This is a genomic window from Bacillus sp. RC242, from assembly GCF_044908245.1.
GTDB lineage: Bacteria > Bacillota > Bacilli > Bacillales > Bacillaceae_G > Bacillus_A > Bacillus_A mycoides.
In genome coordinates, this window is sequence record NZ_JBIYCZ010000018.1 from 16,780 (window position 1) to 40,894 (window position 24,115).

Annotated in this window: 24 protein-coding genes; 19 read left to right on the forward strand and 5 right to left on the reverse strand. The window is 37.3% G+C overall.

What is annotated here, in order from left to right; translation table 11 throughout:
* The first annotated feature begins 216 nt into the window (after positions 1-216).
* The 3 genes from ABH957_RS25285 (at position 217) to ABH957_RS25295 (ending at position 1,806) form a co-directional block, all read left to right on the forward strand.
* A complete protein-coding gene (locus ABH957_RS25285) occupies positions 217-1,005 on the forward strand; it encodes an enoyl-CoA hydratase (RefSeq protein ID WP_002010905.1) in 789 nt (262 codons plus the stop codon).
* Between the two features lie 136 nt (positions 1,006-1,141).
* A complete protein-coding gene (locus ABH957_RS25290) occupies positions 1,142-1,462 on the forward strand; it encodes a hypothetical protein (RefSeq protein ID WP_404446254.1) in 321 nt (106 codons plus the stop codon).
* Between the two features lie 17 nt (positions 1,463-1,479).
* Positions 1,480-1,806: a nucleoside triphosphate pyrophosphohydrolase gene (locus tag ABH957_RS25295; protein ID WP_000109207.1), complete on the forward strand. Its 327-nt coding sequence runs from the start codon at positions 1,480-1,482 to the stop codon at positions 1,804-1,806.
* Between the two features lie 20 nt (positions 1,807-1,826).
* Here ABH957_RS25295 and ABH957_RS25300 read toward each other — a convergent pair whose 3' ends face one another.
* Complete coding sequence (locus ABH957_RS25300) at positions 1,827-2,006, reverse strand: hypothetical protein (protein ID WP_001103322.1); 180 nt, start codon at positions 2,004-2,006, stop codon at positions 1,827-1,829.
* A 127-nt stretch (positions 2,007-2,133) separates the two neighbouring features.
* Between ABH957_RS25300 and ABH957_RS25305 the strand changes: the two genes are divergently transcribed.
* From ABH957_RS25305 to ABH957_RS25315, 3 genes are all read left to right on the forward strand, one after another.
* Positions 2,134-3,183 (forward strand): M42 family metallopeptidase, encoded by a 1,050-nt coding sequence (locus ABH957_RS25305; RefSeq protein WP_404455561.1) that lies wholly within the window; start codon positions 2,134-2,136, stop codon positions 3,181-3,183.
* 220 nt (positions 3,184-3,403) lie between these two features.
* Positions 3,404-4,993, forward strand: coding sequence for an N-acetylmuramoyl-L-alanine amidase (locus tag ABH957_RS25310; protein ID WP_404455564.1), 1,590 nt, complete (start codon positions 3,404-3,406; stop codon positions 4,991-4,993).
* Between the two features lie 173 nt (positions 4,994-5,166).
* Positions 5,167-6,120, forward strand: a complete 954-nt coding sequence (locus ABH957_RS25315; RefSeq protein ID WP_404512464.1) for a TRM11 family SAM-dependent methyltransferase — start codon at positions 5,167-5,169, stop codon at positions 6,118-6,120.
* Between the two features lie 152 nt (positions 6,121-6,272).
* On the opposite strand, the gene ABH957_RS25320 is transcribed toward ABH957_RS25315, so the two are convergent.
* Positions 6,273-6,488 carry a YflJ family protein gene (locus ABH957_RS25320; RefSeq protein WP_404455569.1) on the reverse strand — a complete coding sequence of 72 codons (216 nt, stop codon included), beginning with the start codon at positions 6,486-6,488 and terminating at the stop codon, positions 6,273-6,275.
* 240 nt (positions 6,489-6,728) lie between these two features.
* Here ABH957_RS25320 and ABH957_RS25325 point away from each other — a divergent pair, with 240 nt between their 5' ends.
* The 5 genes from ABH957_RS25325 to ABH957_RS25345 all read left to right on the forward strand — a co-directional run bounded on the left by ABH957_RS25325 (position 6,729) and on the right by ABH957_RS25345 (position 12,275).
* Complete coding sequence (locus ABH957_RS25325) at positions 6,729-7,082, forward strand: DUF3870 domain-containing protein (protein WP_105589600.1); 354 nt, start codon at positions 6,729-6,731, stop codon at positions 7,080-7,082.
* Positions 7,083-7,610: 528 nt separating this feature from the next.
* Positions 7,611-8,549: a glutarate dioxygenase GlaH gene (gene glaH, locus ABH957_RS25330; protein ID WP_242311129.1), complete on the forward strand. Its 939-nt coding sequence runs from the start codon at positions 7,611-7,613 to the stop codon at positions 8,547-8,549.
* A gap of 59 nt (positions 8,550-8,608) precedes the next feature.
* Positions 8,609-9,811 (forward strand): L-2-hydroxyglutarate oxidase, encoded by a 1,203-nt coding sequence (gene lhgO, locus ABH957_RS25335; RefSeq protein WP_404512466.1) that lies wholly within the window; start codon positions 8,609-8,611, stop codon positions 9,809-9,811.
* 414 nt (positions 9,812-10,225) lie between these two features.
* Complete coding sequence (locus ABH957_RS25340; RefSeq protein WP_404512468.1) at positions 10,226-11,278, forward strand: proline racemase family protein; 1,053 nt, start codon at positions 10,226-10,228, stop codon at positions 11,276-11,278.
* A gap of 19 nt (positions 11,279-11,297) precedes the next feature.
* The gene (locus ABH957_RS25345) at positions 11,298-12,275 is read left to right on the forward strand and encodes an ornithine cyclodeaminase family protein (RefSeq protein WP_404455581.1); all 978 of its coding nucleotides are present in this window, start codon (positions 11,298-11,300) and stop codon (positions 12,273-12,275) included.
* A gap of 499 nt (positions 12,276-12,774) precedes the next feature.
* Here ABH957_RS25345 and ABH957_RS25350 read toward each other — a convergent pair whose 3' ends face one another.
* On the reverse strand, positions 12,775-13,113 hold the full coding sequence (locus ABH957_RS25350) for a hypothetical protein (RefSeq protein ID WP_404455584.1): 339 nt from the start codon (positions 13,111-13,113) through the stop codon (positions 12,775-12,777).
* A gap of 471 nt (positions 13,114-13,584) precedes the next feature.
* On the opposite strand from ABH957_RS25350, the gene ABH957_RS25355 reads away from it, so the two are divergent.
* The 8 genes from ABH957_RS25355 (at position 13,585) to ABH957_RS25390 (ending at position 20,989) form a co-directional block, all read left to right on the forward strand.
* Positions 13,585-15,174, forward strand: a complete 1,590-nt coding sequence (locus ABH957_RS25355) for an ABC transporter substrate-binding protein (protein ID WP_016101720.1) — start codon at positions 13,585-13,587, stop codon at positions 15,172-15,174.
* A 121-nt stretch (positions 15,175-15,295) separates the two neighbouring features.
* Complete coding sequence (locus tag ABH957_RS25360; RefSeq protein ID WP_404455587.1) at positions 15,296-16,246, forward strand: ABC transporter permease; 951 nt, start codon at positions 15,296-15,298, stop codon at positions 16,244-16,246.
* A gap of 4 nt (positions 16,247-16,250) precedes the next feature.
* Complete coding sequence (locus ABH957_RS25365) at positions 16,251-17,102, forward strand: ABC transporter permease (RefSeq protein ID WP_002035185.1); 852 nt, start codon at positions 16,251-16,253, stop codon at positions 17,100-17,102.
* 27 nt (positions 17,103-17,129) lie between these two features.
* On the forward strand, positions 17,130-18,122 hold the full coding sequence (locus tag ABH957_RS25370) for an ABC transporter ATP-binding protein (protein WP_404455590.1): 993 nt from the start codon (positions 17,130-17,132) through the stop codon (positions 18,120-18,122).
* Positions 18,115-19,086 (forward strand): ABC transporter ATP-binding protein, encoded by a 972-nt coding sequence (locus tag ABH957_RS25375; RefSeq protein ID WP_404455593.1) that lies wholly within the window; start codon positions 18,115-18,117, stop codon positions 19,084-19,086. The genes ABH957_RS25370 and ABH957_RS25375 overlap by 8 nt, the downstream gene beginning before the upstream one ends.
* Positions 19,087-19,735: 649 nt before the next feature.
* Positions 19,736-20,260, forward strand: coding sequence for a hypothetical protein (locus ABH957_RS25380; RefSeq protein WP_078184558.1), 525 nt, complete (start codon positions 19,736-19,738; stop codon positions 20,258-20,260).
* 288 nt (positions 20,261-20,548) lie between these two features.
* A complete protein-coding gene (locus ABH957_RS25385; RefSeq protein ID WP_404446289.1) occupies positions 20,549-20,680 on the forward strand; it encodes a hypothetical protein in 132 nt (43 codons plus the stop codon).
* Between the two features lie 150 nt (positions 20,681-20,830).
* Positions 20,831-20,989: a hypothetical protein gene (locus tag ABH957_RS25390; RefSeq protein ID WP_002087303.1), complete on the forward strand. Its 159-nt coding sequence runs from the start codon at positions 20,831-20,833 to the stop codon at positions 20,987-20,989.
* Between the two features lie 120 nt (positions 20,990-21,109).
* On the opposite strand, the gene blaIII is transcribed toward ABH957_RS25390, so the two are convergent.
* Positions 21,110-22,057, reverse strand: coding sequence for a class A beta-lactamase BlaIII (gene blaIII / locus ABH957_RS25395; protein ID WP_088292418.1), 948 nt, complete (start codon positions 22,055-22,057; stop codon positions 21,110-21,112).
* A gap of 590 nt (positions 22,058-22,647) precedes the next feature.
* Positions 22,648-23,970, reverse strand: coding sequence for an MFS transporter (locus ABH957_RS25400; protein ID WP_404455599.1), 1,323 nt, complete (start codon positions 23,968-23,970; stop codon positions 22,648-22,650).
* Between the last annotated feature and the right edge of the window lie 145 nt (positions 23,971-24,115).

Genomic DNA, 24,115 nt, shown 5'->3' on the forward strand with positions numbered 1-24,115 from the left:
AAGAATACACCATTTCATTGTAATGGTAAATAGATGAAAAGCATGGATAAACCGACTTTAATTTCTATATTTTTTAACGAAATTGTATGTTTTATACGGAGATATATACAAATTATGAGGATATTAGACAGAAAATTAAGAAAAAAGAAGGATTTTTAACATACTTTCTATAATTATATAAGTATAATCTTTATGTTGAAAAGAGGGGTATATATAATGGAAGTAACAAGTAAAACAGAATCTGTTGTTGTGAAATATGAAGGGCGCGTAGCAACGGTTATGGTTAATCGTCCAGAGGTTTTAAATGCATTAGATGAACCAACGTTAAAAGAGTTATTACAAAAGTTGAAAGAAGTGGCGGAAAGTTCTGTTCACGTTGTTGTGTTGTGTGGAAGTGGCCGTGGTTTTTCTGCGGGTGGAGATATTAAATCAATGCTTTCAAGTAATGATGAAAGTAAGTTTGAAGGCATCATGAATACAATTTCTGAAATCGTTGTGACGTTATATACGATGCCGAAGCTTGTTATTAGTGCAATTCATGGGCCGACTGCTGGACTTGGATTAAGTATCGCATTAACGGCTGATTATGTCATGGCAGATATATCATCAGTTATTGCGATGAACTTTATTGGAATCGCTTTAATTCCAGATGGTGGTGGCCATTTCTTCCTTCAAAAGCGCGTCGGTGAAAATATGACGAAGAAAATCATTTGGGAAGGGAAGAAATTATCAGCGACAGAAGCGCTAGATATCGGTTTAATTGACGAAGTAATCGGTGAGGATTTCCAAACGGCTGTGAAGCAAAAAATTAATGAATGGTTACAAAAACCAATCAAGGCAATGATTCAAACGAAACAAATTTTATGTGAAGTAAATCGTTCTAATTTAGAACAAACGCTTCAGCTCGAAAAGCGTGGTCAATATGCGATGAGACAAACAGCGGACCATAAAGAAGGTATTGCTGCTTTTCTAGAAAAACGTTTACCAGCATTTAAAGGGGAATAAAGTGAAACTTTAATCCGTGGGGATCTGTTTATCCCCCGCGGATTATTAGTCTTACTGCCCGTTAATTCGAGATAAAGGGAAGAAAGTGCTAACACATTTTAGTATAATTGTGTTAGCACTTTTTTAGGAGTAATAAATGAAGAAAATTATCGGTGTTATCGTTATTATTTTACTTATATATTATGCTTTGCATAGTACACCATCTCTTGCGGTACGGACTGCATTATTCTTTGAGGGACATCCAGCTGTTGCTTTCTCTGGTGAAGTGAAGAAAGAACGGGATGTGAAAAAAGAGGCGATTCCTGATGAGTACGGGACCTTATACGGCGATAAGAAAGAAGAACCAGAGCATTACTTCTTTCCGGTAGTAAAGGCGCACGGATCAGGAATTGATATGTTAAGTGCTTGTGTGGAAAAAGAGTGGTTTTTCTATAAGGCAGAGCTTGGGTGTTATTAAAAATAGGAGGAACAGTGATGTCAACTTATAACAAATTAGTAAGAGACCGTGTCCCGGAGAAAATTTTAATGTCTGGAAAAACATATACAGCACAAAAATTAACAGGACAAGCTTACATACAAGCATTAGCGAAAATTGGTACAGAAGAAATTCGTGAATTTGCTTCAATGAAAGAGCGTGAACATGCGCTAGATTCACTTGCAGATGCACTTGAAGTTATTATTTCATTAGCTCGCGCAGAAGGTGCAACAATTGAAGATATAGAGCGTCTTCGTAAGAAAAAAGAAGAAGAGCGCGGCGGATTTACAAGAGGGATTTATTTGATGGACGTTTCGGAAGAGTAGTTTTATAGAAAAAGCACAGCTTACTCAGTAGCACTGTGCTTTTTTCCTGCAATTAGGCTAACGATTAAGAAGATAGCTGTTAATGTCCAGCCGATTGCAATAGAAGTAGTAGTGTGAAAGACATAAGAAACTTGTAAACATAGTAATGATGATAAAAACCAAATAAGTGCAATATGTACATGTTTTTTCGTTACATTCATTTTTGTTATCTCCTTTTTACTTACTAAACTAAATTTTACTATAATTTAGAAAATTAAACTATATGAGTAGAGGTTTTATCGTAATTTCGCTATACTAAATAGTAGAGAGAATGAGGAGGAAACGACAATGGCACATCATACGAAAGAAACGATGGAACTTATTAAGGAGCTTGTCTCTATTCCAAGTCCATCTGGAAACACGGCGAAAATTATTAATTTTATTGAAAACTATGTAAGTGAGTGGAATGTAGAGACGAAGCGTAATAATAAAGGTGCTCTTATTTTAACGGTTAAAGGAAAGAATGATGAGCAGCATCGTTTATTAACTGCACACGTTGATACGTTAGGGGCAATGGTGAAAGAAATTAAGCCTGACGGTCGTCTTCGTCTATCTATGATTGGTGGATTTCGCTGGAACTCTGTAGAAGGAGAATATTGCGAAATTGAAACGTCAAGCGGTAAGAAATATACAGGCACAATTTTAATGCATCAAACTTCTGTCCATGTGTACAAAGATGCAGGGGAAGCGAAGCGCGATGAGAAAAATATTGAAGTGCGTATTGATGAGCGTGTCTTTTCAGCAGATGCAGTACGTGAGTTAGGAATTGAAGTAGGAGACTTTGTTTCATTTGATCCACGCGTTCAAATTACAGAGAGTGGATACATAAAATCACGTCATTTAGACGATAAAGTAAGTGTAGCAATTCTATTAAAATTAATTAAAAGATTGCAAGATGAAAAGGTAACATTGCCATATACAACACATTTCTTAATTTCTAATAATGAAGAAATTGGATACGGTGGAAACTCAAATATTCCAGAAGAAACGGTAGAATATTTAGCAGTTGATATGGGAGCGTTAGGTGATGGACAAACATCTGATGAATATACAGTATCCATTTGTGCGAAAGACTCTAGCGGTCCATACCATTACGCTTTACGTAAGCATTTAGTTGAATTGGCGAAAGCGAATGCTATTGAATATAAAGTGGATATTTATCCCCACTACGGATCAGACGCATCAGCTGCGATTCACGCTGGATTTGATGTGAAACATGCATTAATTGGAGCTGGTATTGATTCTTCTCACGCATTTGAGCGTACGCATGAAAGCTCGATTGCACATACAGAAGCACTTGTTTATGCATATGCGTTATCAGAAATGATAGTAGAATAGTGAGAGGGTGGTTGATTCTATGAATCAGCCACTTTTTTGTGCATAAAAAATACTTTAATTGTATTTTATTGTACAATATTAAGAAAGTAGGTTTACTACAGAATTCTAGTATTATAGAATGATAGAGGAGCACTAATTTTTTTTTGCTCGCATTTGTTATAATTTGTATATTAAGATTACGTGTTATTGTAAATGATTTTTGAGAGGAGTATTATTTTTTATGAAGTATCGTGCAGTCGCGGCTGGTATTTTAGCCGCAAGTTTATTATCGTCTCCAGTTAGTAGTTTCGCAGCAGGGAAGAAGTTTTCGGATGTTCCTACATGGGCGCAGGAATCGGTTGACTATTTAGTAGGGAAAAAAGCGCTTGATGGAAAACCAGACGGAACGTTTTCTCCATCTGAAGCAGTAGATAAAGGATCAGCTGCAAAAATATTAGCAGCAGTTCTTGGCTTACCAATTGATCCAAAAGCGAAACCATCTTTTAAAGATTCGCAAAACCATTGGGCAGCACCATATATTGCCGCGGTAGAAAAAGCGGGTGTAATTAATGGAGATGGTACTGGGAAATTCAATCCATCAAGCCAAATTAACCGTGCATCAATGGCATCTATGCTTGTACAAGCATATTCATTAGATAAGAAAATTATTGGAGAACTTCCAACGCAGTTTAAAGATTTGGAACCTCATTGGGGTAAGAAACAAGCTAATATTTTAGTAGCTTTAGAGATTTCAATGGGTACAGGAAATGGCTGGAATCCTGACGGTACTGTAAGTCGTGCTGAAGCAGCTCAGTTCATCGCGATGGCAGATAAAAATAAAACAAATACATCGAAAAGAATGTATATGAATAGAAACTTTATTACATATCATCAAGCATCGTTATCATCTGGTATTACTGACACTCAACATAAGCCACAAATGCTTGAAGTGAAAGAGCAAAGAGCGGACGGTTGGTTGAAGGTTGTAACAAGTAAAGGTGAGAAGTGGACACCATTACAAGAAAAAACAGAGTCTATTAATCAAGAATTCACTACATATCAAGAAGCTTCACATACGTCTACAGTGGCAGGCACACATAAAGCACAACAAGTAACTGTTATTGAAGAGAAAGATAGCTGGATTCGTATCCGTATGGGAGCTGGCTTCCAATGGGTGGATAAAAATCAATTAAACCCAGTGAAGCAAGGTAACTTCCTAGAAGGTAAAGCGATTATTATTGATCCAGGTCATGGGGGAATTGACTCAGGGAATCCTGGTTATTATGAGAAAGAAAGTCAAACCGTATTAGATGTATCATTACGATTACAGAAAATATTTGAGAAAAAGACACCGTTTACTGTGTTATTCACTCGTACAGATGATACACGTCCAGGAACAAGTGCTTCTGATTCTTTAAAGAAACGTGTAGAATTTGCTCAAAAAAATAATGGGGATATCTTTGTAAGTATCCATGGTAATGGTACGGAAAGTAAAAATGGACAAGGTACAGAAACATTCTACTATGAATCAGCGACAGCAAGAGGGACAAACCCGAATGTATCAGAAAGTCGTTTATTAGCAGAGAAAATTCAAGAGCGTCTTGTAGATGCACTTGGAACAAAAGATCGCGGTGTGAAGAAAGGCGATTTATATGTAATTAGAGAAAACACGATGCCAGCTGTATTAGCAGAATTAGCATTTGTAGATAATAAAAACGATGCAGATAAAATTGCTACACCAGAACAGAGACAAAGTGCAGCAGAAGCTATTTATCAAGGTATTTTAGATTACTACGAAGCAATGGGTAATGACGTATCTTCGTACCGTTAATAAATAGAGAGAATGATAGAAGAGATTGCTGAGATGCAGTCTCTTTTATTTATTAAATGAATTATAAAGGTTTCTCTTTATTTCGAGCATATGATATCATTTAATTTTACGTAAAAAAGGTATTCGAGTAATTGTGATCATAACAATTTTAAACGATAAAGGATGATAATAGATTGAGTAATCATAGTAAAACACCTGCATGTATATATACGTATGCATTTCGCGAAGAGGAGCGTGCTTTATGTTACTTGGAAATGCGCTCGTTCTTTGGAATGGAGTCTCACGTTAATATTTTGAAAAGTGATGTCAAAATTGACCCGAGTAGAAGTGCTTTTATTAAAGAGCGCGTTGAGGTTATGTACGAAGGAGACGACTTAGAAAGCATTCTAAAACAAGTGGAACAAATTGATTTGGCGGGGGCGACATTTAAAGTTATCTTCGTTAAAATCAATGATCTTGGCAAAGAAAATAAAATTGAATATGGGGAAAGACGTCTCATTGAACGAGACCTCGGCATGCATATTGAAGGAGAAGCGGATGTTCGTAATCCAGAGCGTGTATTCGGGATTGTTCCTCTTGGAGGACGCTGGTACTTCGGACACTATGTAGAAAGTGAGCCAGTTTGGTATCATCACATAAAAAAACCGCATAGTTATTCGACATCTCTTAGCACACGTGTTGCGAGATCAGTTGCAAATATTGCTGTGCCAAATCCAGATGGAGTACGAGCAATTGACCCGTGCTGTGGCATTGGAACAGTAGTAGTAGAAGCACTTTCTATGGGAATTAACATCGTTGGTAGAGATATTAATCCACTTGTAGTTCTTGGAACGAGAAAAAACATCGCACATTTCGGGTTTGAAGGAACAGTAACAAAAGGTCCAATTGAAGAAATTACTGAGAACTACGACGTTGCAATTATCGATATGCCCTACGACTTATTTACGCATGCAACACCAGAAGACCAGTTCTCCATTCTCTCAAGTGCGCGCCGCATTGCAAAAAAGGTAGTCGTTGTCACGATGGAAACAATGGACGACATGATCCATGAAGCAGGATTTGAAATTACAGATCGCTGTATTACAAGAAAAGGATCATTTACTAGACAAATTCTTGTTTGTGAATAAGAAAGAAAGGTCACCCGTTTGGGTGACCTTTTTTGGTTTGTATTGATGTGTGATTGGTTGGTGGAATGGAGGGATGATTTGGCGGGATTTGTTGATAAGTCGATATTTTATGTCGAATCGCTGATATATTCAGAGAATCAACCGATATCAAATTACTCTTCTTTCGTTATCTCTTGTTGTGCGATTAATAAATTGCGTAATACGTGTGCGCGGTAACTTTCTAGTTTTCGTCCTTCATGATAGCGAACACCTAATTTTTTTAGCTCAGCTACGTACCAGCCTTTTGTTCCGTAATACATGAGACCACTTCCTTTTTTCTTTTGAACAGTATATGTGCCGGGGCGAGAGAATTTTCTTTTTTTATTCATGAAATTTGCGGAATTTGATATTGAATATTCAGTTTGTTTTTAATATGATTAACTTATTATCGGATGACAGTGATTAGCCTCGCTGTAAGTCCGGATTTATGTTTGAAAATGAAAAGAGTAACTTCTTTCCACTTGAGCTTCTTTAGCAGAAGTACGAGCTATAAGGATAAGGGTAGTAAAATTCAATGCAAATGTGTACATTGTTTTTCTGGCTCTTAACATAGTAACGGAGGATGAAATATGCGTAAAGGGACTTTTTTTATGGCAGGACATTCGAGACTTCCGAAAGGGATGGCTGTTCGCAGTATGTATGAAACATTAACAATTACAATTGAGGCAGATCATAAATATCACGTTATTATTGAAGCGTCATGTACGCTTGCGACAGAGCACGGTAGAGACTTCGTCGCTCAAATGTTGAGAGGGCATAGTTTGCAAGATGGTATTGAAGAAATCGTTCAAGATATTACGGACCATTATCAAGGAAAAGCGCAAAATGCTATCGTCAGTGCGGTGAAAGATTTACATCGCCAATATGTAAGTTATTTAAATGATGAACAGCCCAGGGGAGAGTGCGAGGAAACAACACCATAAAAACTATCTAGTTTACAACCATAAACGAGAGCTAGTTGTGTTTCTTTTAAAGAGATACGACTGGCTTATTTTATTGAGGAGGCAAGAACTATGAAAAAGTTAAATGAAGTGTAAGTTGTAAAACAAGAGATGAAAAAAAGAGGGTGCGTAGAAAGTAAGGGGATTTTTAAAATGTATAAAGTATGTAGAGAAAATAATAAAAAACGAATTGACAGTTAGAATATTTTGAATTATTATTTAATTAATAAGATCCATACGAGAAATTAGCCTTCTCTATATTCGATCTTGCTTTCCTGTTTTACAAATATTTTCATACAAACTGTCTATTATTATTGTACTTTAAGAGATTAAAGAACACTCGTAATTATGAGCCAGTTGTACGTTTCTACGATTTTATGTCGTGGATACGTATGACTGGCTTTTTCGATGTTAGGGCAGTAAGACCGAATCTCAGCATAAGAAGATAAGGATAACTGTCTGTAAAAAACGTCAATAAGTTCTTCATATTTAAATTAGGGAGGAATTGAAATGTCGATTATTACAGAACAAAATGCAAAGATGAAATTTGCAAAGAAATATGAGGGGTATGAGATTGTTCCTCATCCAGAGCATAAACGTTTATATCATATTACGCTAAACCAGCAATTGCTTAAGCAGTTTTTTGAAGAGGTAAAAGAGCATTCAGAGCAGTCACTGCAATATATTCCTTATTCTCGATTTAATCTTGCGGATGGAATGAGAAAGATTTTTGGGCAATCATTTATGGATAACATTCGCGGCATTATTCATGACCGTGAAACGGGCGGATTTACGATTGGGGTGCAAGGTGAAACGGCAGATCCAGCAGACTATGTGAAATTTGCAACAGCATTAACACATTTAATCGGGGAGCCAAACTTTGATGCAATGACAGGAACGTATTATGCTAGATTTAATGTGAAAGATACGGATAGTAGTGATTCTTACCTTCGTCAAGCGTACCGATTGTTTACACTGCATACAGACGGTACATTCGTTGATGAGCCGACAGATTGGCTTCTTATGATGAAAATTGAAGAGCAAAATGCAGTAGGTGGAGAATCTCGTTTACTACATTTAGATGATTGGGAAGACCTTCAGAAATTTAGAAATCATTCGCTCGCATCTGTTAAGGTTACGTATAAAGCACCACCAAGTAAAAATGCGCAAGAAATCGTCTATCGTGAAACATTTTTTGATGTGAATAACGCACCATGTATTTGTTTTATTGATCAGTTTGCCTATCCAGATAATATTGAACAAGCAAACTATCTGAAAGACTTATCATATTCTGTTGAAAACTCACCAGCAACACATGCATTGAAATTACCAATTGGTGACCTAGTTCTTTTAAACAACTTATTTTGGATGCACGGAAGAGCTGCATTTGAAAAAAATAAAGATTTATATAGAGAACTAATGCGTCAACGTGGTTGTTTTTCTAAATAATATGTACGGCGGGTCTTTCAAGGAGACCTGCCTTTTATACTATTAAGGGGGGAAGTAGGATGTATGACTTTATAATTATTGGCGGAGGAATTGTTGGTCTATCAACTGGGATGGCTTTAACGAAAAAATTCCCTCGTGCGAAAATCGCGATCATTGAAAAAGAAAAGGAACTTGCACATCATCAAACTGGACATAATAGCGGAGTAATTCACTCTGGGATTTACTATAAACCAGGGAGTTATAAAGCAAAGTTTGCTAAAGAAGGAAACGCAGCTATGGTTCAATTTTGTAAAGAAAATGACATCGCTTATGACATGTGCGGGAAAGTAATTGTCGCTACAGAAAAGGACGAACTTCCTCTTTTACATAACTTATATGAAAGAGGCTTACAAAACGATTTACATATTTCAAAAATAGGTAAGGAAGAATTAGCTGAAATTGAACCTCATGTAAAGGGACTTGGGGCAATCCGTGTTCCTTCTTGCGGAATTGCTGATTATAAAGGCGTAAGTTATGCATTTGCTCGCTTAATTCAGGAAAGTGGGGGAGAAGTACATTTAGGAACAGCGGCGGAGCGTATTACTGAGAAGAAAGACGCTGTAACAATTGAAACGAATCAAGGTGTATTTAAAACGAAATTTCTCATTAATTGCGCCGGCTTACATAGTGACCGTATTGCGAAAAAGACAGGCATATTAACGGATATGAAAATTGTTCCGTTTCGTGGTGAATATTACGAACTTGTCCCAGAAAAACGCCATCTCGTAAAACATTTAATCTATCCAGTTCCAAATCCAGAATTCCCATTTCTAGGTGTTCATTTCACAAGAATGATAAACGGAGACGTACATGCAGGACCAAATGCAGTATTAAGCTTTAAGCGAGAAGGCTATACGAAAACAGACTTTGATATAAAAGACTTCATGGAAACAATGACATACACAGGCTTTTGGAAAATGGCGATGCCAAATATGAAAGAAGGCATAAAAGAAATGGTGCGCTCATTTAGTAAACAATCATTCCTAAAAAGCTTACAGCGCTTAATACCAGAACTTACAGAGAAAGATATCGTGCCAACACATGCAGGTGTAAGAGCACAAGCCATTTTATCAAACGGAAATATGGTTGATGACTTCTGCATTATCCCTGGCATCAATTCCCTGCATATTTGCAACGCACCGTCTCCGGCTGCAACGGCTAGTATAAAGATTGGTGAGGAGATTGCCAAGCAAGTGCCGGATGTGGTGGCGGTTAGGGTTTGATGGGTCCCCCCGAGGTTTTTGGGGGATTTTTTTAGGTTTGGATGCCCGGGTGTTCTCGGGTGGACCGGTTGTGGGATTGGTTGTAGGTTAACCGGTGTGAGAATGCGGAATTTGTCGGTAAGTCGATAAGTTGTGTCGAATCGCCGATATATTCGGAGTTGCGGTCGATATAATTAGATAATCGCTGATATATTTTTGCGGAGTGTGGGGTTGGTTGTAGCTTAATGGTCGCCAACTGTCTACTGTATAAAAAAGTAGACAGTAGTGTATGCTTTTTTAAAAAATGTATACAGATTTATCCCGCTATTTGTGGGTCGGGCTGCCCGTAAAAGCCCGATTGGTGTGGGCTAATAATCAGTGGGGGATGAAGCCCCCCCACTGATTAAAGTTTCACTTTATACTCTATGCGTTGGCATGATACTTGCAATAAAAAGAGTATCAACATATAGGGGAGAGATAGAAATGAAGGTTAGTAAAGTGTACACGACAATTGATGCACACGTAGCTGGGGAACCGCTTCGAATTATTACGGGCGGAGTGCCAGAAATAAAAGGAGAAACGCAGCTAGAAAGACGCGCATATTGCATGGAACATTTGGATCATCTTCGGGAGGTTCTTATGTATGAACCGAGAGGACATCACGGCATGTACGGTTGTCTCATTACTCCGCCTGCGAGTGCTCATGCTGATTTTGGCGTGTTATTTATGCACAATGAAGGCTGGAGTACGATGTGTGGTCACGGAATTATCGCTGTTATTACAGTAGGAATTGAAACTGGTATGTTTGAAGTGATAGGGGAAAAACAAAAATTCATTATTGATAGCCCTGCCGGGGAAGTTATTGCGTACGCAAAATTTAACGGGAGCGAAGTAGAGTCCGTATCGTTTGAAAACGTTCCTTCGTTCGTATATAAGAAAGACGTTCCTATCCAAATAGATGACTATGAATTCCAAGTAGATATCGCATTTGGCGGAGCGTTCTACGCAGTTGTAGATAGTAAAGAATTTGGTTTGAAAGTTGATTTCAAAGATTTAGCTGCGATTCAAACGTGGGGAGGTAAAATTAAGCACTACATTGAGAGTCAAATGGAAGTAAAACATCCACTTGAAGAAGATTTAAAAGGAATATACGGCGTTATTTTCTCAGATGAACCGAAAGGAAAAGACGCTAGCTTACGAAATGTAACGATCTTCGCTGACGGACAAGTAGACCGTTCCCCTTGCGGCACAGGAACTTCCGCAAGAATCGCAACTCTTTTTGAAAAAGATGCCTTACAAAAGGGAGAGATTTTCATCCACGAATGCATTACTGACGGCCAATTTGAGGGAGAAGTATTATCCGTAACAGCGGTAGATACATATGAAGCTGTCGTTCCGAAAGTAACGGGAAATGCATTTATTACAGGGTTCCATCAGTTTGTTGTAGATCCGAGGGATGATTTGAATGGAGGATTTTTGTTAGGATAAGAGGAGGAGGTGGAAAGATATGCTAGTCATAAGCGCGAACGAACAAAGAAACTTAGTAAATATGAACGAAGTCATTGAATACGCGGCGCTTGCTTTAAAAGAATTTTCAGCAGAAAGAACGATCACACCAATTCGCGGCTCATTACCATTTGCGAACGGGCAAAATACTGCGTTAATTATGCCTTCGGTAGCGGAAGGACTTGAAGCACTCGGTTTAAAAGTAGTAACGGTAGCTCCTCACAATAAAAAGATAGGAAAGAAAACGATAAACGGGATCGTTATGCTATCAGACTTTCAAACGGGAGAACCACTCGCACTTTTAGAAGGATCGTACTTAACGATGATTCGAACAGGCGCCTTATCAGGAGTAGCGACAAAACATTTAGCTCGTCATAACGCAAAAACCTTATGCATTATCGGTACCGGTGAACAAGCGAAAGGAATTGCAGAAGCTGTACTCGCCGTTAGGGATATTGAAAAAATCATCCTATACAACCGAACAGAAGAAAAAGCGTATGCATTTGCGCAATATATACAAGAAAAATTCAGCAAACCGGCTTACGTTTACACAAATCCAAATGAAGCAATAAGCGAAGCAGACATCATCGTCACAACAACGAATGCATCCACACCAGTCTTCTCAGAAAAACTACAAAAAGGCGTCCACATAAACGCCGTCGGTTCATTTAGACCGAGCATGCAAGAACTACCATCCCACGCCATCGCGAACGCAAACAAAGTAGTAGTCGAATCAAAAGAGGCAGCACTAGAAGAAACGGGTGACCTTCAAGTTCCTATAAAAGAAGGCTTATTTGAAGCGAGCGACATCCACGCCGAACTTGGTCAAATCATTAGCGGAGAAAAAGCTGGTAGAGAGAACGATGAAGAGATTACTGTTTTTAAATCAGTTGGTTTGGCGGTAGTGGATATTATCGTTGCGAAGTATTTGTATGAAAAAGCGGTGGAGTGTGGAGTGGGGAATAGGATTGAGTTTTGAAGGACTGCCTTTTGGTGGTCTTTTTGTTGTGGGGGATAAGTTACTCTGTTTGGCGATTCAAATATTTTTGTATATGAAAGTGTGTTGAGATTGTGGTGTTTTTTGTTTATAATACGCTTTTGCATCTCAAATGTAATGCAAAAGCTAGTGTTAAAGGGCATTCACAAGTAGTTGTTGAACTCCTTCGCAAGGGAGAGCTTGAATGATAAGAAAGCAGCCGACTTTTATACAAAGAGTCGGCTATTTTTCTGTTTATTTAATACTTTAAAGATACACAACTTAAAGAATATAAGATATTTATGTTCAAAACACCTTGGTAATTGATTAGAGAAATGAGTTTGGAAAATAGATTGATTTTAGTTAGAGAAGAAGAACTTAGAAAAATATCAGTATTTGATTCTAATGGAGTTGTTTTTGTTTGTCCCTTATTTTCTAATTGGAGAATAAGGGACAAAGTTTTATGAAGGAGTAAATTTAGGCACTAAGTATGCAGATCTTTTTACCATTCCCGCCATTCTTCAGTTATATCTTCTTCGGATTCTAAGCCAGCTATTCGTGCTGCTGTATCGATAAATTCATAGAGATCTTCTCTTTCCATTGTTTCGATAAAATAGTCATGTTCGATATTTAATTCGTTTATTTTAATAACTACCTCTTTAACGACTTGCATTATTTCGACTTCGGTTGGATTCTCACCCAATAGCTCTAAATTGTTAATGTAAGTGTCGAGAACTTTATTTGTTGCACTTATATTTTCTTCAGTGAAAAACTCCCCATCTTCATCATGCTCAACCCATGGGGTTGTTGGTTTGTTTTTTTTCAATTCATCAAATGTCATGATAACCTCCTAAAAATGTTTTTTTATCTTTAATCTCATTCTACATTTTCAATTATATATAACAACCATTTCAGAGGAATTTCCTATAGGCTGCTAGTTTTTCAACGCATTTTACGAGGCCATCTATTCGTGGTCTTTTTATTTTATCATCCGCATAAATATATTTTATCCCGCATTAACGGGCAGTAAGACTCCCACCTCAAAATTCGGCGAATGCGGAGGAGTTAGGTGGGAGATCAACTGCCCGTAAAAGCCCGATTGGTGAAGGCTAATAATCAGTGGGGGATGGACAAACCCCCACTGATTAAAGTTTCACTTTATCGCAAGAATTCATTAATAGATTTCAAACTGTCTATCTTTGCGAAAAAGTTTGACAATACATACGGGTAGTGGTAATTTAAAACCTATAAGAAAACTCGGTATTAATTCCGAGTTTTCTTATAGGTGTAAAAAGTCGAGAGGGGTCGAAATATGAAGAAGAAGTTGTTTGCATTACCATTTGTCCTACTATTACTTATTGCATTAGCGGCTTGCTCAGGGGAGAAAGATTCTTCGAAGCAAGCAGGAACTAGTAAATCAGGGACTCCGAAAGATGGAGGAACGTTAACAGTTGGTGTTAGTGATAATCCAGATACGATGAACCCGCTTTATGCGAATGATCGAGTGTCATTAACGATACAGCAAGCTTTATATGCACCGCTGTATCATATGGAAGACGGTAAGAAAAAGTTTGTTCTTGCTGAGAGCTTTACGCCTTCAGAGGATCAATTAACATGGACTTTAAAACTAAAGGATAATTTGAAATGGCATGATGGTAAGAAAATTACATCAGATGATATTGTATTTACATTCAAATCTATTCTAGATGAGAAGCAAAATAGTTCAAGCCGTGAAAACTTTATTTTTAAAGGAAAGCCGCTTGAGGTGAAAAAAGTGGATGAGCTAACGACTCAATTTGTATTACCACAAGTAAGTGCATCTTTCGAAGGGGTTATGAACGATTTCTTCCCAATTCCGAAACATGTATTTGAAGGTGAAGCGGATTTAGTGAAGAGTAAGAAAAACCTACAACCTGTAGGATCAGGTCCATTTAAATTAAAAGAGTTTAAATCAGATGAATATGTTGCGCTAGAGCGATTTGATGATTATTTTGCTGGTAAAGCGAAATTAGATTCTGTCGTGTACCGCGTTGTAAAAGACCGTAATACGGCAAACGTTTCATTACAAAATGGTCAAATCAATATGAAGATGATCGAACCGCAAGACTTTAAGAAATTAGATAGCACGGGGAACTTCTCAATGGTGACATTCCCTGAAGGTAGATTATTCTACTTAGCTTATAACTTTAATACAGACCTTATGAAGAAAAAAGAAGTGCGCCAAGCAATTGCGCATGCATTAGATAAGAAAGAAATGATTAACTCAGCGTTCGTTTCTAGTCAATTTGCAGAACCGGCAAATTCAATCTTAACGCCAGACGCTATGTATTATGCGAAAGATATTAAAGAGTATAAGTATGATCAAAAAGAAGCGAAAGATTTATTAGCAAAAGCTGGTGTAAAAGATAAAGAAAAAATACGCGTTATGTATGTAACGAATAATAAAATTATGGAAAGTCTAGCACTTTATACACAGCAAAAATTACAAGAAGTTGGCTTACAAGTTGAACTAAATGCATTAGATGCTAGTGCAGCAAGTGAAAAAGGCTTGGATAAAGAGAATAAAGAATATGACATTACATTTGGTGGTTACATAATGGGACCAGAGCCAGATTCATATAAGAGCTTATTCTTAAGCAATGCGGAATACAATTATGCACGTTATAAAAATGCTGACTTCGATAAGTTATGGGAAGAAGCTGCAGTTGAAACAGATAAAACGAAACGCGCAGAGCTATACCATAAAATCCAAGATACAGCGAGAGAAGACTTACCTTATCTTCCAATCGCATATCCGAAAGCAGTTATTGCAGTAGATAAAAAGTTTGATGGATTAAAAGAAGCAAAAGCAATTCCAGTTACAATGTTTGAAGATCTATCGAAGATTTATGAAGTGAAATAAGAAACTATGAAGAAGCTGGTGGAAATCAGCTTCTTTATCCCGCTTTAACGGGCTAATAATCAGTGGGGGATGAACAACCCCAACTGATTAAAGTTTCACTTTATCTTGAGGGGGGAAGTTTGTGTATAAAGTAATTGCAAAGAGGCTTTTAAATGCGATTCCGCTTTTATTTGTTATTTCTATTATTTCTTTTCTATTAATAAAACTAGCGCCGGGCGATCCCGTTCGAAACTTTGTAACGCCGAATATGAGTCCGATTGACGTTGAACGTATTCGCAAAAGTTTAGGACTAGATCAGCCGATTTACGTGCAATATTTTTTATGGTTAAAAAATATTTTAACAGGGAATTTTGGATACTCACTTCAAAACCATCGTCCTGTTTTAGAAATTATTACAGAAAGATTACCCGCAACAATTGGGTTAATGGGATCATCTTTACTCGTCTCATTTGTAATCGCAATACCACTTGGACTATTTACAGGTGTGAAAAAGAATTCTATCTTTGATCGCATCGTGAATTTTATCTCCTATGTGGGAATCTCAATGCCAGTCTTTTGGTTCGCGTTACTATTAATCTACTTATTCTCTTTAAAGTTGAACCTTCTTCCGAGTATGGGTATGCGCACAGTCGGTCAAGATTCCTTCTGGGATATTGTCCAGCACGGCATTTTACCTTGCATGGTGCTAGCGTTCCAAAACATCTCTGTTTATATGAGATATATTCGCTCAAGTACAATTCAGCAATTAGAGGAAGATTACGTACAAATTCAATATGCGTACGGTGCTTCACAGAAAACAGTTTTATTTAATCACGTACTTCGAAACGTATTAATACCGATCATTACAATTTTCGGATTATCCATTCCAAGTTTAGTAGGCGGAGCGTTCATTACGGAAACAGTATTCTCATGGCCGGGACTTGGTTCACTCGGGGTAAATGCTATTTTTAGATTTGATTATCCAATTATTATGGCAATCACATTATTATCATCGTTCATGTTAATTCTCGGTAATTTAATTGCTGATATTTTATATGGCGTAGTAGATCCGCGCATTCGAATGAGGGGGTGATGGAATGAACAATAGGAGATTTCAAACGATAAAAAATAGTTTTACGAAAAATAAGTTTGTAGTAATGGGAGTTATTATACTGGGTGTTTTAACAATCGCGTCTCTTTTCGCATTCGTATCACCGTACGATCCTAGTAAAATGTCGATTCCAGATCGTTTACAAGAACCGAGTATGAGTCATCCGTTCGGCACAGATGATTACGGAAGGGATTATTTAACGAGAGCGTTATATGGCGGAAGAGTTTCCCTTGCGGTTGGTTTTCTAGCGATGGTTGTTTCCATTACAATAGGGACCGCAGTAGGAACAATAAGTGGATATTTTGGTGGAAAGTTAGACAACTTCTTAATGCGAATTGTTGAAGTTTTAATGTCAATTCCATCATTCTTTTTAATGCTGTTATTAAATGCGTATTTAAAACCAGGAATTACAACGCTTGTTCTTATTATCGGATTATTAACGTGGATGGACACCGCGCGTATCGTAAGGGCAGAAACGTTATCTGTAAAAGAGCGTGAGTACGTTTTATATGCAAAAGTATCTGGACAAAAATCATTGATGATTATTGTAAGACACATCATTCCTAACATTTTATCAACCATTATAATCGCAGCGACATTAACAATTGCGACATCGATTTTAATGGAATCATCACTTAGCTTCTTAGGTTTAGGTATTAGAGAACCAGATTCTTCTTGGGGCAGCATGCTAAATAATGCGCAAGGGTATATAGGTGAAGCTTGGTATTTAACACTCTTCCCAGGGTTCCTTATTTTATTAACAGTACTAAGTTTTAACGTAATCGGTGAAGCGTTGAAAAAAGCTTTCGCACCAAAAGGGGCTCATCATGAGAACTAATGCTTTAAGTGAGGGGGAGTGAAAAGCGTGTCTGAAAAACTATTAGAAGTAAAAAACTTAAAGACTTCTTTTTTCATAGAAGACGGCGAAGTAGAAGCGGTTCGCGGCGTTTCATTTAGTTTGAAAAAGGGTGAAGTCGTCGGGATTGTTGGCGAATCGGGGAGCGGAAAGAGCGTTATGGCGAAATCCGTTATGGCTCTTGTTACGTCGCCAGGGAAAGTGAAAGAAGGAGAGATTCTTTTTCAAAATGAAAACGTGCTTTCTAAATCGGAGAAAGAATTACGCTCTATTAGAGGAAATCAAATTTCACTTATCTCTCAAGATCCAATGTCGGCATTAAACCCAGTTGTGAAAATTGGAAAGCAAATGACGGAAGTAATTATTCGGCATCAAAAAGTGAAAAAGAAAGAAGCACAAAATATCGCGGTCAGCTTGTTAAAACAAGTTGGTCTTTCTTCACCGGAAGAAAGGGTAAAACAATATCCACATGAACTAAGTGGTGGTATGAAACAACGGGTTATGATTGCGATGGCGATGTCTTGTAATCCGGACCTTCTCATTGCGGACGAACCGACGACAGCGCTTGATGTAACGATACAAGCGCAAATACTAGATTTAATGAAAAACTTAAAAAACGAAACGAATATGTCATTACTTCTTATTACACATGATCTTGGAATTGTTGCGCAAAATTGTACACGCGTCATCGTTATGTACGGCGGGCTTATTATGGAAGAAGGACATGTACTTGATATTTTCCAATCACCGAATCATCCATATACGAAAGGGCTATTAAACTCTCTGCCGAAAATATCGAACGGCGTAAAAGAAAGACTAGCGCCAATTCAAGGTGTAACGCCAAACTTACTACACCCGCCGAAAGGATGCCCATTCGCAGAGCGTTGCCCACATAAAATGGAGATTTGTGAAAAAGAACGTCCGCCATATTTTGAAATCGGAAACGGAAGACGCTCTATGTGCTGGCTAAACGATAGGGCGGTAGGTGATTCACATGCATGAAGAAAACTTAATTGAAGTTCGGAACTTAAAAAAGTATTTTCCTATTAAAAAAGGACTATTCGGCAGAAAAACAGAGCAATTAAAAGCAGTCGATGACCTTAGCTTCACAATAAAAAAGGGTGAAACATTCGGGCTAGTGGGAGAATCCGGCTGCGGAAAATCAACGACAGGAAGAAGTATCATTCGCTTACACGATGTAACGTCAGGTAACATTTTATTTGATGGAAAAGATATCGCGGATCTAAAAGAAAGTGAACTAAAAGAATACAGAAATCGAATGCAAATCATTTTCCAAGACCCATACGCATCATTAAACCCGACAATGAACGTATTCCAAATTATTAGCGAACCGATGAACATTCATGGCTCTTACACAGCCGAAGAAAGAAAAGAAATCATTCTAGACCTGCTCAAAAAAGTAGGACTAAAAGAAGAACACCTATATCGCTACCCGCACGAATTTAGCGGAGGCCAAAGACAGCGCATTAGCATCGCACGCGCACTATCTGTAAAACCGGACTTCATCCTATGTGACGAACCAATCTCAGCACTAGATGTCTCAGTCCAAGCACAAGTCGTAAACATGCTGCAGGATATCCAAGAAGAAACAGGCGTCACATACTTATTCATCGCACATGACCTATCCATGGTAAGACACATATCAGATAGAATCGGAGTCATGTACTTAGGAAACATAGTAGAAATTGCCGACAGCGAAGACCTATACACAAAACCGGCACATCCATACACACAAGCACTACTCTCATCCATGCCAGAACCAGATCCAACAAACACAGGCAAAGAACGGATCATTCTGCAAGGTGAAGTACCAAGCCCACTCAACTCACCATCCGGCTGCAAATTCAGAACGCGCTGCAAATTTGCGACCGAAAAATGCGCACAGGAAGTACCGAAGATGGTGGAAATTGCGAAGGGGCATGAGGTGGCTTGTCATTTGTTTTAGAGGGAGAGCACCCGGGGGACCTGGTGGTATTTCAGTTGGTAATATGATAGCTGGTATGGCTTGTAGCGTTAAATAATTTATATAATAAACAATAAACATAAAAAAGAGCTAAGGTTCTCATACAGCCTTAGCTCTTTTTTATGTTTGTTAAACAATATCCTTTCAAAAAAATATTTAAGTCTATATTTATAATTTTTCTATCTTAATGCATAAAGACAAGGAAGGATTATATTTAATTCCCTTCCATACTTCTGAGGGGGGTGGACATCAATGAGATGTGGTTTTTTGTTCACGGATTTTTAACATCTTTATTTACAGTGTTTTGAATGTAATAATAAAAAGTTTGCTTTCATATTAGAAAAGGTTAGTCCCTCACTTCACTCCAGTTAAAAACCTCACACCCAAAAACAAAGGGGAACTCAATTGTTCAAACTCATATAAAGTTTCAATCTTGTCTAAGCATCCATTAGGATATACAATTGATCATCTATTTTTCTTTACATAATCTCCAGATACAGTCCATATCAACTATAGATTCTTGTCTTATGCTAAATGTAATCAAAAAGCAAGTAGATAAAGATAATGACTAAAACATTAACTCTAGATACTTTTTTGATGAATATTACAAATAAACAGGAGGTAATGAAAAATGATTAAAACATTATTAGCAGGAGCACTTTTAAGTACAGGATTGGTAGCGGGAGGTGCAGTAGGTGCAGATGATGCGAAAATGGACAATTTAAAGTCAAATGAAGATAGTTCAAATCAAGTAATTACACAAAGTGCAGATGGAACAACGTCTTTCTCACAAAACTTTGATTTACCTAAAGATGCAGTGCCAGCAACTCCTAAAGGAGATGTAAAAACTGTTGAAAGAACAGAAGGTACAGGTTCTCAGGAAGGAAAAATGGTACCAGCAAAAGAAGGTGCAGATTCTCAATCTGGATTTGAAATGGGAGCCCCTGAAAAACCAGAGCATGCAAAAACTGTTGAAAGAACAGAGGGTACAGACTCTCAAGAAGGAAAAATGGTACCAACAAAAGAAGGTACAGATTCTCAATCTGGATTTGAAATGGGAGCCCCTGAAAAACCAGAACATGCAAAAACTGTTGAAAGAACAGAGGGCACAGACTCTCAAGAAGGAAAAATGGTACCAACAAAAGAAGGAAATTAAATAATATATAGTTATGACGAAGAGCATCCAAAAAGTGGTGCTCTTTTTATATTATAGGGATTAACTAGTTTTACTGAATATAGAACTGTAGGAGGAATTGAGGCTAGAACATGAGGGACTATCTCTTCAAATCATGGTGTTTGAAGCACTAGTTTTGGTGGTAACGTTACAACATAAGCATTTTATTAGAGATTTTTTAAATTTACATACACTCTAGATAGACTACATATCAACTTCAGATACTTGTTTTATGATACAAGTAATCAAACAAAAGGAGGGCAATACAAAATGATTACAACAGTATTAACAGGGCACTCTTTTAAGTACAGGAGATTATTAGCAGGTGGAGCAAATGTTGAAGATGTACAGACAGATAAGCATATTCTAGAAAAGTACGATTCGAAGAACTTTGAGTTATAAAAAGAAAATAGATAAATATAGTGAAAATAGATAAATTGACAAGAGAAAAGCACTTTGTGTATATCACAGGTGCTTTTTATTTTCATTTTGATATAGGGCTTGAATTAAATTTTTACACTAAAATATATACGGCAAAAAGGGGGGAGTTCATTGCACAAAGTTATTTATGGGATATTAATTTTAATTTATACTTTGTATTCATTTTTTGTAAGTGATGGAAGTGAAGTAAGGTTTATTATGGTGTTAACTATAGTACTTATCTTTTCTGTGGTTTTAGAAAAAGGGAATGCAAACAAAACGACTGATTAAAGGTCTTTTTGTTTGCATTTTTTAGTTGGCTATTAAAGTCCAGATGTTTTAGGGACACTATCAAATTTTTATTTGATGAAAACACCCGCCTAAAATAGAAAACTTTTAACCTATTATCATTTATTCCGTAGCTTTTAAGGTATTTAACACGACTTTGGTTGCGTCTGCAATAAGTTTATCATCGTATTTAGCATCTTCTTTATCATGATTAGAAAGTATAGCAAGAACAATCGGCTTTTTATTTGGTGGCCAAATAATTGCGATGTCATTTCTTGTTCCGTAAGATCCCGCGCCTGTTTTATCAGCTACTTCCCAGCCTTTTGGTACGCCCGCACGAATCAATTTATCTCCAGTTGTATTTCTCTTCATCCAATCTACTAATAGTTCACGTTTTTCTGTTGGAAGTGCAGTCCCTAATGTAAATGATTGAAGCGTCTTAGCTATTGCTTCTGGTGTACTGGTATCATGTGTTTCTCCTGGATGCACTTCATTTAATTCAGGTTCAAATCGTTCTGAAGTAGTAACAGTATCTCCCATTTCTCTCAAGATTTTTTCAAATTCAGAGGGACCTCCTAACTGTTTAAGAATCAAATTATGTGCTGTGCTGTCACTATATCGAACAGAAGCATCTGCAAGTTCTTTTAACGTCATTCCCGTATCAACATGCTTTTCAGTAATTGGATTATAATTAGAAAGATCTTCATGAGTATACGTAATCCTTTGATCAAGAGCTTCTAATGAGTTCTTACGTAAAAGAGCGCCCACAGCTAATGATTTAGATGTAGATGCAAATGCAAAACGATCATCTGAATGATAAGCAACAGTTTGATTCGTACCTGTGTCCAGTGCATAAATACCAAGCTTAGCATCATATTCTTTTTCAAGTTTAGCGAAAGATTGATTACCTGTATTTTCTTGTTTAATTTGATTAGCTTGATTCGTTTGTTTAGGTGGTTCAGATTGAGTGTTACTATTGGAACAGCCTATAAGTGATACACATGAAAGTAATACTACAGGCACAATCTTTTTGTAATGTAAAATGTTAAAGAACTTGTTTAAAACGAACATAAATTTTCAACCTCTTTCAAGAATATATGGATTTTGTCTAGGTATTCTAAATACCAATGCAATTAAAGATGGCATAGGGTAACAATACTACTGTAGCTAAAATTTCACAGGTTAAAGGACATCCAAAACGTTTATCCCGTAAAAGCCCGATTGGTGAGGGCTGATTAAAGTTTCACTTTATATGATTGATAAGTCACGGTTTGGGTTATTTCTTTTTTGTTTTCACTTGTAATGGTTCACCTGTGAAAGTATTAAACTTGTAATACTTAACAGTAGTATTACGATGCATATTTTTCACTTTTTGGGATAATAAGTCCTTTCTTTTTTTTTGTAATACATAAAAATAGATGTCAAACGGGATATGTTGTATCTAATCTGGACAACTAATGTTAGAAATACACTTATTAGACACTCTAAGTAATAAATTTGTTCCACTTTAAGATGAGGAAGAATTTGGGGTTTGTAAAATAACAATGGAACTACGTGTTTTTTCGTCATACAAAAACCTCTACATATAAGTAGAGGTTTTTGAATTGCATATTAATGAATTATGATTTTTCAGATAAACGAAGACCGTAGAATACACAATTTTAACTAGACTTATTATTAGCTAGTTTATCTCCACCATTAAGCTCCGCCTCAATCTGCGAAGTTTTCGATGACTCATCCATACGCCAATACGTAATAAAGCTTATTGCGATACATCCAGCTACGTAGAAATAGAATAGTGATTCCATTCCGATACTTTTTAGCCATAATGCGATGAACTCGGCTGTTCCGCCAAATATCGCAACAGTTAGTGCATACGGTAAACCTACGCCTAGTGCACGAATTTCAGTTGGGAAGAGTTCTGCTTTTACAATTGCGTTAATGGAAGTGTAACCAGTAACGATAATGAGGCCGACCATCATGAGTAAAAATGCTACCATTGGCTCTGTCGTTTTTTCCATAAAGAAGAAGATCGGTGCTGTTAGTAACGTTCCGAGAATACCGAAAGCCATTAATAGTGGGCGGCGTCCAATTTTATCGGATAATAGCCCTGCAATCGGTTGAAGTACAACGAATATAAGTAGTGCGACAAAGTTAATCCAGCTTACAACTTCTTTCGGGAGACCGACTGTGTTTACCATGAACTTTTGTAAATATGTTGTGTACGTATAGAATGCAACAGTGCCTCCTAGTGTTAGGCCGACTACTGTTAATACTGCTTTCGGGTGTTTCATAAGAGCGCGAACGGTTCCTGCGTTTTCGCGGTTTTTAGATTCCATTTTTGAGAACTGCTCTGATTCATCCATTGTACGTCGAAGCCATAATACAGCTACTGCTCCCATTGCTCCAATAATGAATGGAATACGCCATCCCCAAGCTTTCATATCTGGTTCGCTTAGTAATTGCTGAAGAACAATTTGAACACCTAACGCAACCATCTGTCCAGCAACGAGCGTTACATATTGAAAACTTGAATAAAAACCACGGCGTCCACTACTAGCCATCTCAGATAAATATGTTGCGGAAGTTCCATACTCTCCGCCAAGTGATAATCCTTGAAGTAAACGAGCAAGAACTAAAATAATTGGCGCCATAATACCGATGCTTTCGTAACTAGGTGTACAGGCGATAATTAAAGAACCACCGGCCATAACTGTAATGGAAAGCGTTAATGCTGCCCGGCGACCGTGCCGATCTGCATAGCGTCCCATTAATAAACTTCCGATAGGGCGCATTAAAAATCCGACTGCGAAAATAGCTGCTGTGTTCAGTAACTGACTCGTTGGATCTCCTTTAGGAAAGAACTCTGCTGAGAAGTAAACAGCGAAAGCAGAGTAAACGTACCAGTCGTACCATTCAATTAAATTGCCGACGGAACCTTTGAAGATATTGCCGGCGACTCGGCTTGATTTTACTTGAGCCATAATAATTCCTCCTCTTGCTTATAAATAAAAGGTATATATGAAAGCGTGTTCAATGTAGTTGAATTGTACTGTTCTTTAATTAAAATCTCAATATTATGACAATTTTATTCTTTTTGTACTTTATGTACATGGAGAGTTTTAATAG

Bases quoted from the DNA above. Each gene is read 5' to 3' on its own strand.
- ABH957_RS25285 (WP_002010905.1), top strand. From the start codon at position 217: ATGGAAGTAACAAGTAAAACAGAATCTGTTGTTGTGAAATATGAAGGG.
- ABH957_RS25290 (WP_404446254.1), top strand. From the start codon at position 1,142: ATGAAGAAAATTATCGGTGTTATCGTTATTATTTTACTTATATATTAT.
- ABH957_RS25295 (WP_000109207.1), top strand. From the start codon at position 1,480: ATGTCAACTTATAACAAATTAGTAAGAGACCGTGTCCCGGAGAAAATT.
- ABH957_RS25300 (WP_001103322.1), bottom strand. From the start codon at position 2,006: ATGAATGTAACGAAAAAACATGTACATATTGCACTTATTTGGTTTTTA.
- ABH957_RS25305 (WP_404455561.1), top strand. From the start codon at position 2,134: ATGGCACATCATACGAAAGAAACGATGGAACTTATTAAGGAGCTTGTC.
- ABH957_RS25310 (WP_404455564.1), top strand. From the start codon at position 3,404: ATGAAGTATCGTGCAGTCGCGGCTGGTATTTTAGCCGCAAGTTTATTA.
- ABH957_RS25320 (WP_404455569.1), bottom strand. From the start codon at position 6,488: ATGAATAAAAAAAGAAAATTCTCTCGCCCCGGCACATATACTGTTCAA.
- ABH957_RS25325 (WP_105589600.1), top strand. From the start codon at position 6,729: ATGCGTAAAGGGACTTTTTTTATGGCAGGACATTCGAGACTTCCGAAA.
- glaH (WP_242311129.1), top strand. From the start codon at position 7,611: ATGTCGATTATTACAGAACAAAATGCAAAGATGAAATTTGCAAAGAAA.
- lhgO (WP_404512466.1), top strand. From the start codon at position 8,609: ATGTATGACTTTATAATTATTGGCGGAGGAATTGTTGGTCTATCAACT.
- ABH957_RS25340 (WP_404512468.1), top strand. From the start codon at position 10,226: ATGATACTTGCAATAAAAAGAGTATCAACATATAGGGGAGAGATAGAA.
- ABH957_RS25345 (WP_404455581.1), top strand. From the start codon at position 11,298: ATGCTAGTCATAAGCGCGAACGAACAAAGAAACTTAGTAAATATGAAC.
- ABH957_RS25350 (WP_404455584.1), bottom strand. From the start codon at position 13,113: ATGACATTTGATGAATTGAAAAAAAACAAACCAACAACCCCATGGGTT.
- ABH957_RS25355 (WP_016101720.1), top strand. From the start codon at position 13,585: ATGAAGAAGAAGTTGTTTGCATTACCATTTGTCCTACTATTACTTATT.
- ABH957_RS25365 (WP_002035185.1), top strand. From the start codon at position 16,251: ATGAACAATAGGAGATTTCAAACGATAAAAAATAGTTTTACGAAAAAT.
- ABH957_RS25375 (WP_404455593.1), top strand. From the start codon at position 18,115: ATGCATGAAGAAAACTTAATTGAAGTTCGGAACTTAAAAAAGTATTTT.
- ABH957_RS25380 (WP_078184558.1), top strand. From the start codon at position 19,736: ATGATTAAAACATTATTAGCAGGAGCACTTTTAAGTACAGGATTGGTA.
- ABH957_RS25385 (WP_404446289.1), top strand. From the start codon at position 20,549: ATGATTACAACAGTATTAACAGGGCACTCTTTTAAGTACAGGAGATTA.
- blaIII (WP_088292418.1), bottom strand. From the start codon at position 22,057: ATGTTCGTTTTAAACAAGTTCTTTAACATTTTACATTACAAAAAGATT.
- ABH957_RS25400 (WP_404455599.1), bottom strand. From the start codon at position 23,970: ATGGCTCAAGTAAAATCAAGCCGAGTCGCCGGCAATATCTTCAAAGGT.